An 18,718-nucleotide genomic window follows, 5' to 3' on the forward strand; every position below is an offset into this window, starting at 1 on the left:
TTCAGTTTTAATTGTGACAAAAATACGCAAAACTAGGACTTTTATTGTGCAACTATCTTAAAAGAACCAATTTTTCCATCTTTTGGGCCTTTTTACCGTCAGGCATAGTGACTTTCAGTTGATAAACATACACACCTTTAGCCAATTGATCCCCGAAATCATCTTTCCCGTCCCAGGAAATTCCTTCCACTCTGAATCCGTTGGTCGGCACCAATTGATTGATTGTTTTCACCAAACGGCCGGAAACCGTGTAAATGTTGATTTGGGTCTCCAAAGAAGCACAGGATTGATTGTGTTCATACATAAACATGGTGTGTGTTGTAAACGGGTTCGGATAGTTCAATACATGATCCAGTTGCACATCCTGATCTTCCGTCACTGTGAAATCCAATCGAACAGTACTCGAATTATTGTTTACATCCCACATCTTTACGTCCAATGTGTGCTGCCCGACCGCAAGGTTACGAAGCGTATACTGCAGTTTCCCGTTTTGATAACTGTCGAGGTTCGATTTGTAGTATTCATTCAATACAATCGGGCTTCCGGTATTTCCATCCAGAACAGCCGTAATATCGTGTCCGATACCGTTTCCAACCGTATTGATTCCATACTCATCGTACGCTTCCACTACCAACAACGGGTTTGAGCTGGAAATACTGCCATTCACAAATGAATCGTCATTTAAGTAGATTTTTAATTCCGGTCCCACGTTATCCACCGGAGGGTTCGGGTTGATTCCTCCCACCACAAACGTACTGTCCCAGCCATCTGCGTCAATGACCTTATTATCTGCATAATAACTGATCTTTCCTCTTCCGTAATTAAAGTCAATATCCTTTGGAACCACGAACTCAAACTTGAAATCCCCGTTTGTTATTGTTGCGCGACCTTTGTACAAAGCATTCTTTTGGGTTTTGAATGTAATGACAGGGGATCCATCTGGATGAGAAGGTGTTATCGGGTCATTCGCAAGCGTTTGAACTTTTTTGGGTTTATCAAAAATCGTTGGAGACAATACACCGTTAAAAGTGGTCAGCTTGTTCCCGTTGTAATCTTCCAAATGTCCCACAACATGCATCTTGGTAAGCGCTCTAACCGTATCTGCACCATTGGAAATTGCCACATGGTTGATCGAATCAGTTACAACCCTCCATTTTGGCAGGCAGATCTTTAACGCGGGATCCCCGATCAAATTAAAACACCTTCTATTATCCTGATTTCCGGAAGTATTTTTTGTTCTGCGCATGATTTCACCGAAAGCAAGCGCATCGAAATTGGCATCCCGTTCAATTACATGAGAAAACAGACTTGCAACTACTACCGTATTGATTGAAATATAAACCGATCGGGTAGTCGTCATCAATGCAATCGAACCACCTTTCGGATTCAGAGAGATCAATTCCCCGATCGATTCCCTTGAAGGATCATCAAATTTCGTAAACTCACAGGTTGCCGTAACAAATAATCCCAATCGATTCAGGTTGGTCCACGCGTTTACCTGCGGAATCGTTATAATGCGTTCTTCCGCGGCCCCTACCTCTCCGCCATGTCCAACATAATTGGTAATCAAACTACCGCGCTCTACCCGATCTGTTATTGCACTCACTACATCCGGATACCGGTGACCACCCGTTGTTGAAACCTGTGTATACGCATCCGAATAAATTTTTTCGCAATTCATTTCATTAGCCGCTGCCTGCACCTGGTTGAAAGCCGGTTCGGCATCCGCTGTAATAAAGCTACCGCTTTGTTCATCATCCGTGATATTGGTGTAAACCTGTCTCCAATCGCCGAACATGTTGGCAGCCTCTCCTACGCAGCAGCTATTCGGATCATTGGAAACTATCGGTGAATTGATTCCGTTTTTCATGTAATGTTCGATCTTATCTACCTGGGTCTGCGCATGGGTCGCGTTGGATATCAATAAACGTCCTACACCGATATCCATCAAATCATTTCCGTCAATTGATTCGTTGTTATCCATAAATCCGAAGTAATCATCGGTCACCAATGCCGAAATGTGATTTTCAGAATTCAGGTACTCATACGTAGGGATCATGTAATTATTTCCAGCCACCCGGTTTTTCGGATCGTATGTTGCATCACCGAACAAACACAGGAATTTAGGTTGTAAAGCCGGATTCCCTCCCGCGCGTTCATAGAACATTTTCACAAATCGCCTGATCGCTGTTGCGTCCTGGTTCCCGGATGAAAACTCGTTGTACACCTGATCTACATCCACAACAACGGTAGACAGTCCGTTCGCGTCGTGTAAATTCCCCAGGCGAACTGCCTGATTGAGAAACTGTTTCGGACTTACGATGATATAATCAAATTGTCCCAAAGCATGTAAATCCTGGTTTTCAATCTGTTTTACAAAAGTTGGCTGTCCAAAGGCAACCTCATTAAATGCGATAAACTCCCTGAGGGTATCCGTATTTTGTTTAAACGAAAAAACATTTCCGGTCAAACTGCCAGCAATTAATCTCGGATTCGTTCTTGAAGTAATATCCCAAACGTGATGTGCTGCACTCATCCCTGACACATTAAACAAACTCACATTCCCTGCTCCAACGGAATTCAAATCGCGGAACAGCATGGAATTCCCGTAGAAATACAGGCTTCTTCTTCCAACGACCTGTATAAAATCCAGGTACGCTCTAATGGAAGCATTCATCCTGTTGAAGGTATAGATCAATTCAACAGGCGATGAAGTTGCATTGAATGAAAAAGCTCCGGTGGTACGAATGTAATCATCAGAGGTTGAGCTCATAGGAAGGTTATGTACGGAAGAACCATTGTAATTTACCTGGAAATTATTTCCCGCCCCATTTGCATTCGAAGCAACCGCATAATTCACCTGGATAGGTATTCCCGGATCCAAATTCGGAATATTAAATTTAAACGACTGAGTCAGAGTTGCGTCAAATGCTTCTCCATACCAACGCTGCCCCCCCTGAACAAGGTTGACAGATTCATTTTCGTGAATATCATAGAACGTATAGGAATTGACCGTTTGGGTTGATGGCAAAGAAGATTCCGGAAGACTTTGGATCCGCAACGGCAGATCTGTTTCATCGATATGAATAAAATAATGGTTTACAGCACTATAAATATGCATATTTCGGTCGTAATTGGTTCCAGATCCATGATCCCAGCGGTTTGGTCCGGCACCGAAGAACAAAAAATACTCGTCCTCACTGAAAGTCGTGTCCGAATTCCCTACAAACTGGATTGCATTCTTCGTCAGATCATCCCGAAAAGGAGCGCTATTCAATTCAGACAGTCTGCCATCCGCATTTCCATACAGATTGATCGTTTTCGGATCCAGGTTATCGACATCCACACCCATACTCTTAAAAAATGCCCTGTTCAACTGAAATATCCCATCAGTTGGAACAGAGATTTTATACCAGGAACCTGCATTCAAGACCGAATTCGAGGCGTAGCTTTTCAGATAATTGGAATTGGAACCTACTGCTCCGGAAGCAACAGGCCGCAATTTATAGGAAACTATTTTTTGGTATCCTGAAGGTGTTTTGATATAAGGAATACAATTCGACATCAGAAAATGTTCATTTCTTGCCTTTGAAACCTTGGCATTAATCCGAGCGGAAACGGGCACCTGGTCCATAATCGAATTCAGGTAATTGGTCTCATATGCGCTCACCGGTCCTGTTTGTACATCAATCACAGAGACCTGATAATTACCGGGTTTAAACTTTTGTTGAAAGGAATGCATTGGAAGCCGGTCTTCAAAACCTCCACCGGAAATTATGGGAACGATTGTCGGAACACCGTTAATAGTCAATTCTTTCGGATCCTGCCAACTGATTTCGACAGAAACATCCTGGGCTACAGATGAATGCCCTATCAAAAGTAAAATAAGGAGTTTGTAATATTTGTTAAAAATGTAACTTGCTTGTGTTTTGTCGTTTTTCATAGCACAAAATTCGAAAACTAGATGAATGTTCAATCAAACGTATGAATTCTTTTTTTATTTTTGTGTTTCGGCGATTTAGTTGTAACCATTGTATTTTTTTTTCGTAACATTGGCGAACCAATGCTACAAATTTAGCTTGAAAATATTCTTAACCGAATGAGAAATATTAAACTATTAGCGTTTGTTGGATGTTTATTTGGCTCGTGTCAATTATATGCGCAAGATCCAACTTTTACGCAGTTTTACGCGAACCCCCTGTACCTGAACCCTGCTTTTGCTGGATCTCATGGATGTGCTCGTTTTTCGATGAATTACCGAAACGAGTGGCCCAGTCTTTCCGGGAACTATGTTACCTATAGTGCATCTTATGATCAATACTTCAAAAACATTTCAGGAGGGATTGGAGTTCTGGCTACTCATGACATGCAAGGTCAGGGTACAATTAATACATCTATGTTAGGCCTGATTTACTCTTACCACTTGAAAGTAAACAGAAAGTTTGCAATGCTTTTTGGCGTTCGGGCAGCCTGGTACCAAAAATTCCTAGATTGGGATAAATTGACTTTCGGTGATATGATTGACCCCAGAAGAGGATTCATCTATCAAACCGGTGATTTAAGAAGAGGAGGATCAAGAGGATTCTTTGATGCTTCCGCAGGATTTGTAGGTTATTCAAAACATTTCTTTTTTGGAGGAGCAGTTCACCACTTAAATATGCCTAATGAGTCGGTCATTATTGGTAATTCACCGATGCCTATGCGGTTCACGGGACATATGGGGGCAGAAATTCCACTGGGAGGAAAATCAAAATACAACAATACAACTTCCATCATGCCAAACGTGATCTATCAGTACCAACAAGGTTTCCAGGAAATCAACATCGGTACTTATATCAAGTATGGAGCGTTCAACGCAGGAGCATGGTTCAGAAACAGAGATGCGTTCATCCTGACAATCGGGGTAACGACTCCTTCTTTCCGAATCGGCTATAGCTATGATGTCACAGTTTCACGATTAAATAATGGTGTGTCAGGCGGTTCACATGAGGTTTCACTAGGTATTTATACCAAATGTAAAGGTCCTGTCAAAACCTTCAAAACAATCTCTTGTCCATCATTCTAAATATTTTTTGTAACCTTTTGTTGATAATCCGTTTATAAACTTAACTTTGGTGTCCCAAAAAATGAAAAAACAAACCAAGCATATGAAAATGTTGCGTTTATTTATCTTAGCGGTTGCAGGTGTTGCAATAGCTTCGTGTAGCCGAGATTCCTCCTCTTCAACAGGATGGGATTACAACAATGTACAGCATGGAGGCTTTCAAAAAGTTCCGTTTGTAGATCAGGAAACTGGTCCGGGATTAATTCTTGTTGAAGGTGGTACATTTACAATGGGTATGGTCGAACAAGATGTCATGTTCGATTATAACAATCGTCCTGCCCGTGTTACCGTTTCATCCTTTTATATGGATCAGACAGAGGTAACAAACTTCCATTGGCTGGAGTACTTGTACTGGATTAAAAGATCTTACGAAAAGTACAACATGGTGTACCGCAATGCATTACCGGATACCCTTTCATGGAGAAGCCCGTTGGCATTCATGGACAAATATGTAGATTACTATTTACGTCACCCTGCATACAGAGACTACCCGGTAGTTGGTGTTTCATGGTTACAGGCAACCGATTTCTGTAAATGGCGTACGGATCGTGTGAACGAATACATTCTAATTCGTGAAGGTGTTCTTGGATGGGATATCGACGCAGCCGATGCGGAAACATTTAATACAGATGCATATCTTGTAGGTCAATTCGAACAGGATGAAGAATTGGGTGGAAGAAAATTAAAGGATACAGATCCATCTCATAGAGATGGTAAAAAATTAGGTGAACGGATCGTTCGTATGGAAGATGGAATCCTTCTTCCAAGATACCGTCTCCCAACAGAGGCTGAATGGGAATACGCTGCTCTTGGATTAATCGGGAACCTTTCCGAAGGAACTGAAGTAATCACAGAGCGTCGTCAATACCCTTGGAATGGTCACTTCGTTCGCCAGGACAACAAAGAATTTACAGGTGCTATCCGTGCTAACTTCGTAAGAGGTAAAGGGGATTACATGGGGGTTGCAGGTCGTTTGAACGACGGTGCCGATGTAACTGCTCCGGTTGAATCTTTCTGGCCGAATGATTATGGTTTATATCACATGGCCGGTAACGTTTCCGAGTGGGTGATGGATGTTTACCGTCCGTTGACTTCCGAAGACTATAATGAATTCCGTCCTTTCCGTGGAAATGTGTTCCAAACGAAAGTATTGAATAATGATGGAGTTGTTGAACAGAAAGATCAGCAGGTAATGTATGATGTTCACGGAATGAAAGAATATTTGAATGCATTTGAACGCGTTCGCTACCAACGTGTATCGGCAGCAAACCACAATCCGAATGACTCTGTTATTCCTGGTGGAATTCAAATGCACAACCAAGCAGAACATCGTTACAAAAGAGGAGCAGCTCCTGACCCTTACTATGTTTCTCACGGGAAAAAGAAAGACTCAGTAGAATTAGCTTTGATCGCACGAATCAATGAAGTATTGGATAGAGCAATCCAGGATAAAAATGACAAGTATGATATCGAGGCTTCTTCATTGGTACAAGATGAGATCTTTGAAGGTATCTTCGCTGAAAGTACAAGACAAGGTAGAGATGAAGAGTATTCTTTCGAGATCATTCCTATGTTGCGTGAAGGATTCAACCAATTCATCATTGGTACTCCGGGTAAATTGAAATACCGCAATGTAACAGAAGAAGAAAACATCGGTCGTTTGAACTACCGCAAGGATGATTATATTGATTATTTGGACGGTGATATCGAGAGCTCAATCTATTATGATAACGACGATCGCAAAAATGGTATTAACGAAGCAACCCGTGATCCGCATTTGATCATGTACCAAAACGAATACGAAACATACGATTTGAACGGTACTCCGATCAAACCGGAAGACAGAACATCCTGGCCAACAACTTTGATCTCTGATAAATCAAGAGTATACAAAGGTGGTTCATGGAGAGATCGTGCTTACTGGTTGAATGCAGGCTCAAGAAGATTCCTGGATGAAGCACAATCGACCTGTACCATTGGATTCCGTTGTGCAATGGATCGCGTAGGAAGTCCGGTTGGTCACAACTACGGTAAAAAGAAACAAAAGAAAAAATAATATTCAATTAGTAATAGAAACCCCGATGAGCTAACTGTCGGGGTTTTTTCATGGGATATGGAAGCACTTTATGAACTATTTCAATCAAGTACAGGTGTAGAAACAGACACACGAAAGATCCGGAAAGGATCATTGTTCTTTTGTTTGAAGGGAGCAAATTTCGATGGAAATACTTTTGCTGAAGAAGCAATTAAATCAGGTGCAATCGGTGCAGTGATTGACAATCCTCAATACCATATCGAAGGAAAAACAATCTTAGTGGAGGATGCATTACTCACCCTTCAACACCTCGCAAGACACCACAGAAACCAGTTTCAGATCCCTGTAATTGGTATTACGGGAAGTAATGGAAAAACAACGTCAAAAGAACTTATTTCAGCTGTATTGGCTACACAATATCACGTTCACTTTACCCAGGGAAATTTCAATAACCACATTGGAGTTCCCTTAACGCTTTTACAGCTCACGAAAGTGCATGACATTGCAGTTATTGAGATGGGTGCGAACAAACCGGGAGATATTAAAGAATTGGTTGAAATTGCTTTGCCTACCCATGGGATCATTACGAATATCGGAAGGGCTCACCTGGAAGGCTTCAAATCATTGGAAGGAGTCATTAAAACCAAAACCGAATTATTCGATTTCCTGGCTCAAAGCAAGGGACATATTTTCGCGAATAAACAGGATGAAACCATTGTTGCCAAATTACCTCATACAACGCATAACCATTTTTACAATGATGACTCCGAATTAGGTGGTTCACTTCTAAAGCTTACACCTTTGGTGGAAATGGAATGGTTTGAATCCGGATATTCCAGCCCTGCAATTCAAACCAACCTGGTAGGAGAATACAACTTCATTAACTTCCTGGCTGCCATCCGGATCGGGCGCTTCTTTGGAATAAGCCCGGAGAATTGTAACAAGGCAATTTCGGGGTACGAACCAACAAACAACCGGTCACAGGTAAGTAAAACAGAACGAAACACGCTGATCGTGGATTGTTACAACGCCAATCCGACCAGCATGCGCTCTGCCCTATCCAGCTTTGCAAAAATCGACACGCATGCTAAGATTTTTATCCTGGGCGATATGCGCGAAATGGGAGATGATGCTCCGATGGTACATGAAGAAGTCGTTCAACAGACAATTGATCTGCGCTTAAGCGGTTTCTTTATCGGTGAGGAGTTTTTGAAATTCAAAGGCATGCATCCGAACGCCATTTTTTTGAAATCAACAGAACCGCTGATTGAACATTTCACAAATAATCCGCCTGCAGACTTGTTGATCTTGTTAAAAGGTTCAAGAGGAATTTCACTGGAGAAGGTGATTCCATATCTATAATGATTGAAACCCGACGTAATTCCGCAATATTACGTCCGGATAGGTTATAAACCAGTAGGGGCGCGATTAATCGCGCCCCTACTGGTTTTTGTTTTCCTGATTGATTATTAATCAGCCAAAATATTTCTTGAAATAACGATTTTCTGTACTTCAGAAGTTCCTTCGTAAATCTGTGTAATCTTCGCATCGCGCATCAAACGCTCTACATGGTACTCTTTTACGTATCCGTAACCTCCGTGGATTTGAACAGCTTCAACTGTTTGTTCCATGGCTACTTTTGAAGCATACAACTTCGCCATAGCGGAAGACTGGTCAAAATTTCTGCCTGCATCCTTATCGGCAGCAGCACGGTAAACCAATAAACGGGCAGCTTCGATTTCAGTCGCCATATCTGCAATCTTAAATGCAATTGCCTGGTGCTTGTAAATCTCTTTTCCAAATGCTTTACGCTCCTTTGAATAAGCAGCAGCCAACTCGAAAGCTCCTGCAGCAATTCCCAATGCCTGAGCAGCGATCCCGATACGTCCTCCGGAAAGGGTTTTCATTGCAAATTTGAAACCAAATCCATCTTCACCGATACGGTTCGCTTTCGGAACTTTTACATCGTTGAACATCAGGGTATGGGTATCACTTCCGCGAATTCCCAATTTATCTTCTTTGGCTCCAACAATGAAACCTTCCATTCCTCTTTCAATAATCAATGCATTGATTCCTCTGTGTCCCAATTCAGGATTCGTTTGAGCAATCACAATATAAGTAGAAGCAGTCGAACCGTTTGTGATCCAGTTCTTTGTTCCGTTTACCAAGTAATAATCCCCCATATCAACAGCGGTTGTACGCTGAGAAGTTGCATCAGATCCTGCTTCCGGCTCCGATAAACAAAACGCCCCGATTTTTTCTCCTTTTGCAAGTGGAACAAGGAATTTTTCCTTTTGCTCTTCGTTACCGAACTTTTCCAATCCCCAACAAACCAGGGAATTGTTCACTGACATACAAACTGAAGTTGAAGCATCTACCTTGGAGATTTCTTCCATTGCAAGTACATAGGACATCGTGTCCATACCCCCACCTCCGTATTTCGGGTCAACCATCATTCCTAAGAATCCAAGTTCACCCAGTTGTTTCATTTCTTCAACAGGAAATTTTTGATCTCTATCCCGATCTATTACCCCAGGTTTTAAAACGTTTTGAGCGAAATCACGCGCAGCTTCTTTTACTGCTTTTTGTTCTTCTGTCAATTCGAAATTCATCTGTATCGCAGTTTATTTTATATTTGTTCAGGAGACAAATGTACCTATAAAAACTTAATTTTCGTCTTTTATGAATTCATTCAAAATAATCGGCTTAATGTCAGGCACTTCACTCGATGGAGTCGATGTAACTTATGCAACATATACGAAGGTTTCTGATAAGAATTGGGAGTTTAAAATTCACGCGTCTCACACCTTTCAATTCCCTGAAATCCTGCTATCCAGCCTGCATGAAGCAAGCAAATTAACGGGATCTCAACTGATGACACTGGACCACGATCTGGGCATTTTCCTGGCCTCATGCATCAATCAATTTATCGAAGCAAACGGAATTTCAAGACAAGAGGTGGAAGCCATCGCATCTCATGGTCAAACTGTTTTTCACCAACCATCCCGAGGGTTTACAACACAAATCGGGAATCCAGCCGTCATTGCCGTAAAAACAGGTATCAGAACCATCGGCGATTTCAGAACAAAAGATGTCTTGTACGGAGGCCAGGGAGCACCACTGGTACCAATTGGTGATCAATACTTGTTCGGATCAAAAGCGGACGGATTTATCAATATCGGTGGTTTTGCAAATATCAGTTTCGAAGAGAACGGAGTTGTACAGGCTTATGATATTTGTCCGGCCAACCTTCCCATGAACAAACTAGCCCGGTCCAAGCAGTTGGAATACGATAAAAACGGGGATCTGGCCCGGGAAGGCGAATTGAACTATTTCCTGCTGGATTTGCTGAACAGCCTCGAATATTACAAAGAAGAAGGACCGAAATCATTGGGAACGGAATGGCTCGAACAACACTTCTACCCGCTTCTTAAATTTGACAAAGACATTGAAAACAACCTGGCAACAGTTGTAGAACATATCGCCATTCAAATCGGTGAGATCTGTACCAAAAAAGATTTGAAACGCGTGATGATAACAGGCGGAGGTGCAAAAAACACCTTTTTGATCGAACGACTGAAGCGCTATTATACCGGGGAAATCATTTCAGTTGACGGTGAACTGATTGATTACAAGGAAGCTTTGATTTTCGGATTATTGGGAGCATTGAACCTAAACAATGAACCAAATTGCATTTCGAGTGTCACGGGCGCATCAAAAAACGTGATTGGTGGAGTTCATCATTTACCATAGGAATCCTATCACCTGTAAAGTTTACCGGAGAATTCACTGATTTCTCAAGGTTGAAAGAGCAATAATTCCTACTTTTGCGTCTCAATATTTGAAAGATCCAACGAATAAGTTAACATGAAAGATTTACTTCACAAGTTTGAAAATAAGCGCCCGGAAATCGTTTTCGAGTGGAAAGATGCTGAAACTGAAGCAGAAGGATGGGTAGTGATCAATTCTTTGCGTGGCGGAGCTGCCGGAGGTGGTACCCGAATGCGCGTAGGTTTGGACAAACGTGAAGTGGAAAGCCTTGCAAAAACCATGGAAGTAAAATTTACGGTTGCAGGCCCTCCCATTGGCGGAGCAAAATCCGGAATTAACTTCGACCCGAAAGATCCGCGGAAAGAAGGCGTTCTGAGACGTTGGTATGCTGCCGTGACACCGCTTTTGAAGCATTATTACGGAACAGGCGGCGATTTGAACGTAGACGAAATCCATGAAGTAATACCGATTACCGAAGATTGTGGAATCTGGCACCCGCAGGAAGGTGTTTTCAACGGACACTTCCAACCGCGGGAAGCTCAGAAAATCAATCGCATCGGTCAATTGAGACAAGGAGTTCTGAAAGTAATTGAAGACAAACAATATAGCCCAAGTGTAGAAAAGAAATTTGTAGTCGCAGATATGATTACCGGATACGGTGTAGCTCAATCGGTAGCTCATTATTACAACATTTGGGGAGGCGACCTGAAGGACAAAAAAGTCATTGTTCAGGGCTGGGGAAATGTAGCTTCGGCAGGAGCTTATTACCTGGCACAATCAGGGGCCAAAATCGTTGGGATCATTGACCGTGTCGGTGGTTTGATCAATGAAAACGGATTTTCATTTGAAGAAATCAAACAGTTATTCCTGACAAAAAACGGAAACGAGATCATTCATCCGGACTTGAAATCTTTCGATGAGATTAACGGAAAAATCTGGGATGTTCAGGCGGATGTATTTATTCCGTGCGCTGCTTCCCGTTTGATTACGCAGGAGCAAGTTGAACGCATGATCAAAGCAGGAGTCCAGGTAATTGCTGCCGGGGCAAACGTTCCGTTTGCAGATAAAGAAATTTTCTTCGGCCCCATTGCTGATTATGCTGACAACCACATTTCAGTGATTCCTGATTTCATTTCAAACTGCGGAATGGCACGTGTATTTGCCTATTTGATGAGCAATGACCTGAAAGAGCTGACTGACAAAGGAATTTTCGAAGATACGAGCAAGATCATCGGAGATGCATTGAGAAAAGCACACGCGTCAAATCCATCCAAAACCGGAATTGCTAAAGCTGCATTTGAAATCGCACTGAACCAACTGGTATAGTTCATTTGTTCCAAAAGTTCAACAAGTTTAAAAATTGAACTCTGCGCCGATGCTAAAGCTTTAGCGCAAGCATTTTGAACCGTTGAACTTTCAAAAAAGATCATGGCAAACAGGAAAACAGACAGCAGAATATTCAAAAAATTCTTTGAAAGCGAAAAATCGAGCGGTTTAACGCTGATTGCTTTTACCATTTTATCTCTTATTCTGGCAAATTCGTCATTCAAAGACTCTTATATTGAACTTTGGGAACATACGATTGCCGGTTTAAAAATCGAACATTGGGTAAACGACGGATTGATGGCCGTTTTTTTTCTCCTGGTCGGGCTGGAGCTGAAACACGAATTTATGGACGGAGAACTTTCTTCGCTAAAAAAAGCTACGCTTCCTATGTTCAGTGCACTTGGCGGAATGCTTGTTCCTGCCGGGATCTTCGCTTTTATCAATCTCGGTTCACCAACTGCTTCGGGATTCGGAATTCCCATGGCCACAGATATTGCATTTGCCCTGGGAGCATTGTCACTTTTGGGAGACCGGGTACCGCTTTCTATTAAAGTATTCCTGACAGCCCTGGCAGTAATTGATGATTTGGGAGCGATTGTGGTTATTGGTGTTTTCTACACAAAAACCATCTTCTGGCTGAATTTTGCTATCGCAGTAGGAATTTTCATCGGACTGCTGGTCTTGAACAAATTGAAAGTACGTTCGCTCTGGATCTATCTTCCTCTCGGAATCGCCATGTGGTATTTCATGCTCCACTCCGGGATTCACGCAACTATTTCAGGTGTATTACTGGCATTAGCGATCCCTGCTTCCAAAAAGAACGGCGCCAAATCTCCGGCCAATCGTTTACAGGAAAAACTGAATTACCCGGTTCCATTTATCATACTTCCGTTGTTTGCATTGGTAAATACCGCAATTGAAATCGGACCTGCTTGGCAGACAGCTTTGTTTGAACGCGCCAGCCTGGGGATTATATTCGGTTTAGTCATTGGGAAGCCGGTCGGAATCTTTCTGTTCACCTGGATCTCTATCCGTTTCAAACTGGCCGACAAGCCTAAAGGAACGACCTGGGGACAGTTATTTGGAGTTGGGATTCTGGGAGGAATTGGCTTCACCATGTCGATCTTTGTAACCATTCTTGCTTTCACAGATAAAGAAATCATTAACAACTCCAAATTTGCTATTCTTGTTTCCTCCTTATTGGCAGGATTGTTTGGGATTATCTGGCTGAAATGGAGTTTCAAAAAGGCTGCCAAACGCACCAATCTAAAAAAGAAGTAAGCCTGGACCGTAACCAAATCAGTCCTTGAAACTTATTGAATAGACACGCGAATCGCAAAATTCAATCCCTATAAACAAAATACTGTGAATATCTCTTTACCTGAAGGGAAAATCATCTGTTATTGGGGCGTATTTTTGGAAATTGATTCATGTATTCATTTATAGACCAGATGAAAAAAGCAGCAGTATTTACCCTTTTATTTTTAGCAACCCCTTTGTTGAGCCTTGCACAAATTGTCAAAGACAGCGTGCCGGAAGCGGAGAAGGTAGCAAAAGCAGGTGAAAAGATCACGGCATTGGAATTCGTTATGAAAGGCGGTGTCTTCATCATTCCGATTATCATATTGCTGTTCTATACCCTGTATGTGGTGATTGAACGATACAGATACATCAAACGCATGTCTGTATACAATTCCAATCTGTTGAATGACATCCGGATGAACCTTGAAAAAGGAAATATCCAGGATGCATTGAATACGGTACAACGCGACCAAAGTGCTTACGGATCAGTTGTTGCTGAAGGCATTCAAACCATCGGAAGACCTGTTTCCGAGATCGAATCCAACATGGAAAAGGTTGCCAATATCGAAATCGGGAAAATGGAAAAAGGGATGGGAATTTTGGGATTGATCGCAGGAATTGCTCCTACATTCGGGTTTATCGGTACTATTGCCGGGGTAATTAAGATCTTCTACAACATCTCGATTTCCGAAAATGTAAGTATCGGGAATATCTCCGGAGGTCTCTATGAAAAAATGATCAGTTCCGGTGCCGGATTGGTTGTGGGTATCATTGCTTATTCAGCATATCACATTCTGAATGCGATGATTGATAACTACACCCTAAAAATCCAGTCAACGAACCTCGGATTTATTAATATCATTCAACGACCAGGAAAATGGCAATAAAACGCAAAAAACGCTTTCATGCGGGGGTCGAATCCTCCTCCATGAGCGACATCATGTTCTTCCTGCTTTTGTTCTTTTTGATCATCTCGACTTTGGCCAATCCTAACGTGATTAAAGTCCCGCTTCCGGATGCGAAAGAAACAGACACCAAAGTCGGATCTCATCTGACTTTAACAGTAACGAGTGAAAAAAGATACTACCTGGATAAAGAAGAAGTCAGTCCCCAGGACCTGGAAGTCCGTTTACTGCAGGAAACAAAATTGCGAAAAGATGAAACCGTAGTGCTTCGTCCTGCGTATGACTTGGATGTCCAGGAATTGATCGATCTGTTACAACTCGGTTTGAAACATCAATTGAAGTTTGTGATTGCTACCAAGGCCGGATAATGAGCTAAAATCCAGAAATATGTCTATTCGTGTTGAAACAGAGCAAACCTACGGGATCAGGGACCGTAAAATAGCCGGGATAATTGCATTCACGGCTTTTGTGTTGTTAGCAGCTTTGCTTGGTTTTATCGGATACCGCATTTCAAACCAGTCTCTTCCCAAGCAAACGGCATCCGAAAAAATGACACTCATTCCACTGAATCCCCAAGTATTGGAGCAAATGCAAAAAAACGGGCGATCCGGCAGCCCTGCCAAAACAACGGAAGCAAAAACGACACCTGCACAAACAGAGCAACTTCTCGCGGCAGCACATAGTTCCGAACATGTAAAATCGGGGAATTCCAACATAACGAATACATCAGCCCCAAACAATAATCCTTCCGGAGCAAAATACCTGAGCGACAATCCATTTACATCGGGAGGAATCAATGGCGGAAAATACCGTGAAAAGGATCCTATCGGGATGCACGATGATCAAATCGATGATCCGAAACCTGTGAACAACCTCCGTCAGCTGATTTCATTGCCCAATACAAGTGCTATTGTTTCTGATGAGAATTGTAGAATTCTCTTATCCGTTCTGGTAGATCCGGACGGAAATATTATAGGCAATCCAACCCTGGTAAAAAGCGCTTCAACAACAACAGACATGAGTTTGATCAAGGAAGTTATTTCCGTGGTAAAAAATCAGGCAAAATACAACAAAGTAAAAACAACAACGAATATGAAATTGGCACTGAGCATTCGTATTACCGCAAGTTAGTTTTGCTAAAAGTCATTAAAAAAATGAACGATTCGGGAATTGAATGGTAAATTAGAATAGATCATTTTCCGGAAAAACACTAAATGAAGAATTATGGAAGAATTTGCATTTGAAACAGTAAAAGCCGAAGAGATCAAGGATCGCAAGGTTGCAGGGATCATTGCAATATCTGCATTTGCACTTTTATTGGCGATTCTTCATTTTCTCGGATACCGCATCCCAACTCCTCCTCTCCCGGAGCAGTTGTTGTACCAGAATATGGAAATGGAGTTGATTCCAATGGAATTACAGGAATTGCCTACCGGGACCGGTGGTGGTGGCTCCGGAACACCGGCAAAAGTGGAGCAGACAGATAAAACGCCTCCACAGATGGAACAAGTTCTGACACAGAACAGCAGCAATACACATGTAAAATCAGGAAATTCCAACATCACTAACACCAACACTCCGAACAACAATCCTCCAAGTGGACAGAATGTCAGCAACAACCCCTTCGGATCAGGCGGCAGCGGTGGCGGGAACGGAAGTGGAAACGGTCACGGAATCGGGAATGACAACGGAAACGGGGAAGGACCCGGAAGCGGGCCCGGAAGTGGTGGAGACCCTGAGCGTTATTGGGTGGAAAAACCCAATACCAATAGCATACGATCGGATGAAAGCTGTGTCATTGTTTTATCTATTTTGGTCGATCCAAACGGAAATATTATCGGGAAACCAACTTTCGTAAAGAACGGATCCAATACGAATGATATGACGGTGATCAACCAGGTGATTAATGTGGTAAAGAACCAGGGACGGTTCAACAAAGTGAATACTTCCAGAAACATGAAAGTTCCTGTTGTCATCCGGATTAGTGCAAATTAGTTTTCGTTAAAGTCGTTTAAAAAAATAATTTCTTCATTTTTTACTTGTAGATTTAAACTGGTTTACACAGAGGTTTATGTTATTCGTATATATTCTATTTATACTCATTATTATTTTTTCACTCTATCAGTATGTAGACAATAGTGAATGGGAAGAATTTCATGCGAAAAATTTCAAAACAATTTTCGAACACCGCAATAAACGCTATGGCGCTTACCAGGCAAGAACCCGCCAACCAGTAATTATGATGTATATTTTATTCGGAGCAATTGCCCTGGGCGCAGGATCTGTTTACACCAAAACCATCATTGACAACTACGAAGGTTTAAATGAAATGAATTTCAGTGATGTCTCGGACACAACCCAATTTTCGCTAAACAACCAAAATGTGGAAGAAACTCCTCCGGCACAGTTTAATTACCAGGGCGAAAACGGAGACGGGCTTCCCCAAGCAAAAGAAGGCGGAGAAGTACGGGAAGATCGCCCGGAAACAACCGAAGCTTCTTCCAGGCAGCAACCGAAACCGGAACAAACAAAGCCCAAAACCCCGGAAGAATCCATTTATGATTTTGAAGCCAAACAATTCGAAATGACCGGTGGAGCTGCAGAGCGCGAAAGGATCAAAAATGAAATGGAAAAGCGCAAAAAAGAGCGGGAAGAAAAGGAAAAAAAAAGACAGCAGCAAAAAACTGAAGGAGGCAACGGTGGAAATATCGGTTCGAATACCGGAGTGAAAGGCTCCACGATGATGAGCTATAATTTGAACGGCCGGAAAGCCTTTCAAAAAAACGATGATTACATCAAAATCCCTGGCTATATGTGCGGAAAGGGAATTTCGGAAACGATCGTGGTCAAGGTGAAGGTGAATTCAAACGGAGACGTTTATTGGGCGCAATCTCAGGCTCCCTCCACGGCAAACCAGTGTTGTGTAGAATTAGCGGAACGCTATGCCAAGAAATCGCGGTTTGAGTATTCCGAAAGACCTATTGAAGAAGGAACCATTACCTATACCTTCAAAGCACAATAATTCCATGAACTATTCAGAAACCATCGATTGGTTATTCCGGCAATTTCCGGCGTATCACAATTTAGGTGCACAGGCCTACAATCCGGGATTAAAGAACATCGAAGAATTGAGTGCTTTCTTTCATAATCCGGAAAAAGAACTGCGTTTTATTCACGTAGGTGGTACAAACGGAAAAGGTTCCGTATCCAACATGCTGGCTTCGATTCTCACGGAAAGCGGTGAAACCGTCGGTTTATTCACCTCTCCTCACCTTTTCGACTTTACGGAGCGGATCCGCATCAATGGAAACCCGGTCGACGAACAATTTGTCATTGAATTTTGCGAAAAAGTGAGAAATCACTCCTGGAAGATCGAACCTTCTTTTTTTGAAATTACCTGGATGATGGCGCTCGTATTCTTCCATCGAAACAGTTGTTCGATTGTCGTAGCAGAAGTTGGTTTAGGCGGGCGACTGGATGCTACGAATATCATTCAACCACTCATTTCAGTCATTACCAATATCGGGCTGGACCATGTGAATATTTTAGGTGATACGCGCGCAAAAATTGCATTTGAGAAGGCAGGTATCATCAAAACACACACCCCGGTTGTACTAGGTGAAACAGATTCCGAAACCTTTCCTGTATTTGAATCCAGAGCAAAGGAATTGCAGGCCGAAATCATCATCCCACGAAAAGAAATCAGCTTACCCGAAGGAATAATCGGTTACCAAACGGGAAATTACATCATCGTATCAGCCGTTTGTGATTACCTGGAAACACAAGGTTTTTCGGTAGATCAAACTGTTCGCGAAAAAGGGATTCGAAACCTGAAGCGACACACCGGCTTCTTTGGGCGCATGGAAATAATTGCCCGGCACCCTCTGACCATTGTGGATTGTGCGCATAATGCAGAAGGAATTCATGCACTATTTCAATCCGTCAAAGAGTTTTCAAGAGGAACACTTCACTGCATTTACGGGACCAGTTCGGACAAAGACCTGGAAGCCATCCTGGATGAATTCCCAGCTGATGCACATTTTTACTTCACAGCTTTTGCGAATCCACGGAGTATCCGGTTAGAGGATTTGAAAGAAAAAGTAGATTCGCGTGTAGAAAAAAAACTTTTTTTTGATTCCCCGCTAAAAGCATTGGAAAAAGCGCAAGATTCTGCAAACAAAGCGGATACGATTTTGATTTTTGGTTCCTTCTTTTTGGTTCATGATTTTTTTGAAGTTTTTTTTCAAAAAGGTCTTGCAGAAAAGAAATAATGCC

14 protein-coding genes are annotated in these 18,718 nt (G+C 42.2%); 12 read left to right on the forward strand and 2 right to left on the reverse strand.

Going from position 1 to position 18,718, the window contains the following annotated elements; genetic code table 11:
• Positions 1-52 precede the first annotated feature (52 nt).
• Positions 53-3,943: a type IX secretion system sortase PorU gene (gene porU / locus FO442_RS16215; protein ID WP_144334268.1), complete on the reverse strand. Its 3,891-nt coding sequence runs from the start codon at positions 3,941-3,943 to the stop codon at positions 53-55.
• A gap of 156 nt (positions 3,944-4,099) precedes the next feature.
• On the opposite strand from porU, the gene FO442_RS16220 reads away from it, so the two are divergent.
• The 3 genes from FO442_RS16220 (at position 4,100) to FO442_RS16230 (ending at position 8,501) form a co-directional block, all read left to right on the forward strand.
• Entirely contained in the window at positions 4,100-5,065 is a 966-nt protein-coding gene (locus tag FO442_RS16220) for a PorP/SprF family type IX secretion system membrane protein (RefSeq protein ID WP_144334269.1), read from the forward strand.
• Positions 5,066-5,126: 61 nt separating this feature from the next.
• Positions 5,127-7,160, forward strand: coding sequence for an SUMF1/EgtB/PvdO family nonheme iron enzyme (locus FO442_RS16225; protein WP_144334270.1), 2,034 nt, complete (start codon positions 5,127-5,129; stop codon positions 7,158-7,160).
• A 57-nt stretch (positions 7,161-7,217) separates the two neighbouring features.
• Positions 7,218-8,501, forward strand: a complete 1,284-nt coding sequence (locus FO442_RS16230) for a UDP-N-acetylmuramoyl-tripeptide--D-alanyl-D-alanine ligase (RefSeq protein WP_144334271.1) — start codon at positions 7,218-7,220, stop codon at positions 8,499-8,501.
• A 107-nt stretch (positions 8,502-8,608) separates the two neighbouring features.
• Here the strand turns inward: FO442_RS16230 and FO442_RS16235 are convergent, their stop codons facing one another.
• Positions 8,609-9,751, reverse strand: a complete 1,143-nt coding sequence (locus FO442_RS16235) for an acyl-CoA dehydrogenase (RefSeq protein ID WP_144334272.1) — start codon at positions 9,749-9,751, stop codon at positions 8,609-8,611.
• Between the two features lie 97 nt (positions 9,752-9,848).
• On the opposite strand from FO442_RS16235, the gene FO442_RS16240 reads away from it, so the two are divergent.
• From FO442_RS16240 to FO442_RS16280, 9 genes are all read left to right on the forward strand, one after another.
• Entirely contained in the window at positions 9,849-10,892 is a 1,044-nt protein-coding gene (locus tag FO442_RS16240) for an anhydro-N-acetylmuramic acid kinase (protein WP_186280197.1), read from the forward strand.
• Positions 10,893-11,006: 114 nt separating this feature from the next.
• Positions 11,007-12,236, forward strand: a complete 1,230-nt coding sequence (locus tag FO442_RS16245; RefSeq protein WP_144334274.1) for a Glu/Leu/Phe/Val dehydrogenase dimerization domain-containing protein — start codon at positions 11,007-11,009, stop codon at positions 12,234-12,236.
• Between the two features lie 102 nt (positions 12,237-12,338).
• The gene (gene nhaA / locus FO442_RS16250; protein WP_144334275.1) at positions 12,339-13,517 is read left to right on the forward strand and encodes a Na+/H+ antiporter NhaA; all 1,179 of its coding nucleotides are present in this window, start codon (positions 12,339-12,341) and stop codon (positions 13,515-13,517) included.
• Between the two features lie 170 nt (positions 13,518-13,687).
• Complete coding sequence (locus FO442_RS16255) at positions 13,688-14,425, forward strand: MotA/TolQ/ExbB proton channel family protein (RefSeq protein ID WP_246073873.1); 738 nt, start codon at positions 13,688-13,690, stop codon at positions 14,423-14,425.
• Positions 14,416-14,811: an ExbD/TolR family protein gene (locus FO442_RS16260; protein ID WP_144334277.1), complete on the forward strand. Its 396-nt coding sequence runs from the start codon at positions 14,416-14,418 to the stop codon at positions 14,809-14,811. The genes FO442_RS16255 and FO442_RS16260 overlap by 10 nt, the downstream gene beginning before the upstream one ends.
• 19 nt (positions 14,812-14,830) lie before the next feature.
• Positions 14,831-15,574 carry a hypothetical protein gene (locus FO442_RS16265; protein ID WP_144334278.1) on the forward strand — a complete coding sequence of 248 codons (744 nt, stop codon included), beginning with the start codon at positions 14,831-14,833 and terminating at the stop codon, positions 15,572-15,574.
• A gap of 93 nt (positions 15,575-15,667) precedes the next feature.
• Complete coding sequence (locus FO442_RS16270; RefSeq protein WP_144334279.1) at positions 15,668-16,438, forward strand: hypothetical protein; 771 nt, start codon at positions 15,668-15,670, stop codon at positions 16,436-16,438.
• Between the two features lie 76 nt (positions 16,439-16,514).
• Positions 16,515-17,465, forward strand: coding sequence for a hypothetical protein (locus FO442_RS16275; RefSeq protein WP_144334280.1), 951 nt, complete (start codon positions 16,515-16,517; stop codon positions 17,463-17,465).
• A 4-nt stretch (positions 17,466-17,469) separates the two neighbouring features.
• Complete coding sequence (locus tag FO442_RS16280; protein WP_186280199.1) at positions 17,470-18,714, forward strand: bifunctional folylpolyglutamate synthase/dihydrofolate synthase; 1,245 nt, start codon at positions 17,470-17,472, stop codon at positions 18,712-18,714.
• Positions 18,715-18,718 lie beyond the last annotated feature (4 nt).

Origin of the sequence: Fluviicola chungangensis, assembly GCF_007558725.1 — a bacterium.
In the GTDB taxonomy this organism is placed as follows: Bacteria; Bacteroidota; Bacteroidia; order Flavobacteriales_D; family Crocinitomicaceae; genus Fluviicola; species Fluviicola chungangensis.

Coding starts and splice junctions, on each gene's coding strand:
- porU (WP_144334268.1), bottom strand. CDS start 3,943: ATGAAAAACGACAAAACACAAGCAAGTTACATTTTTAACAAATATTAC.
- FO442_RS16220 (WP_144334269.1), top strand. CDS start 4,100: ATGAGAAATATTAAACTATTAGCGTTTGTTGGATGTTTATTTGGCTCG.
- FO442_RS16225 (WP_144334270.1), top strand. CDS start 5,127: ATGAAAAAACAAACCAAGCATATGAAAATGTTGCGTTTATTTATCTTA.
- FO442_RS16230 (WP_144334271.1), top strand. CDS start 7,218: ATGGAAGCACTTTATGAACTATTTCAATCAAGTACAGGTGTAGAAACA.
- FO442_RS16235 (WP_144334272.1), bottom strand. CDS start 9,751: ATGAATTTCGAATTGACAGAAGAACAAAAAGCAGTAAAAGAAGCTGCG.
- FO442_RS16240 (WP_186280197.1), top strand. CDS start 9,849: ATGTCAGGCACTTCACTCGATGGAGTCGATGTAACTTATGCAACATAT.
- FO442_RS16245 (WP_144334274.1), top strand. CDS start 11,007: ATGAAAGATTTACTTCACAAGTTTGAAAATAAGCGCCCGGAAATCGTT.
- nhaA (WP_144334275.1), top strand. CDS start 12,339: ATGGCAAACAGGAAAACAGACAGCAGAATATTCAAAAAATTCTTTGAA.
- FO442_RS16255 (WP_246073873.1), top strand. CDS start 13,688: ATGAAAAAAGCAGCAGTATTTACCCTTTTATTTTTAGCAACCCCTTTG.
- FO442_RS16260 (WP_144334277.1), top strand. CDS start 14,416: ATGGCAATAAAACGCAAAAAACGCTTTCATGCGGGGGTCGAATCCTCC.
- FO442_RS16265 (WP_144334278.1), top strand. CDS start 14,831: ATGTCTATTCGTGTTGAAACAGAGCAAACCTACGGGATCAGGGACCGT.
- FO442_RS16270 (WP_144334279.1), top strand. CDS start 15,668: ATGGAAGAATTTGCATTTGAAACAGTAAAAGCCGAAGAGATCAAGGAT.
- FO442_RS16275 (WP_144334280.1), top strand. CDS start 16,515: ATGTTATTCGTATATATTCTATTTATACTCATTATTATTTTTTCACTC.
- FO442_RS16280 (WP_186280199.1), top strand. CDS start 17,470: ATGAACTATTCAGAAACCATCGATTGGTTATTCCGGCAATTTCCGGCG.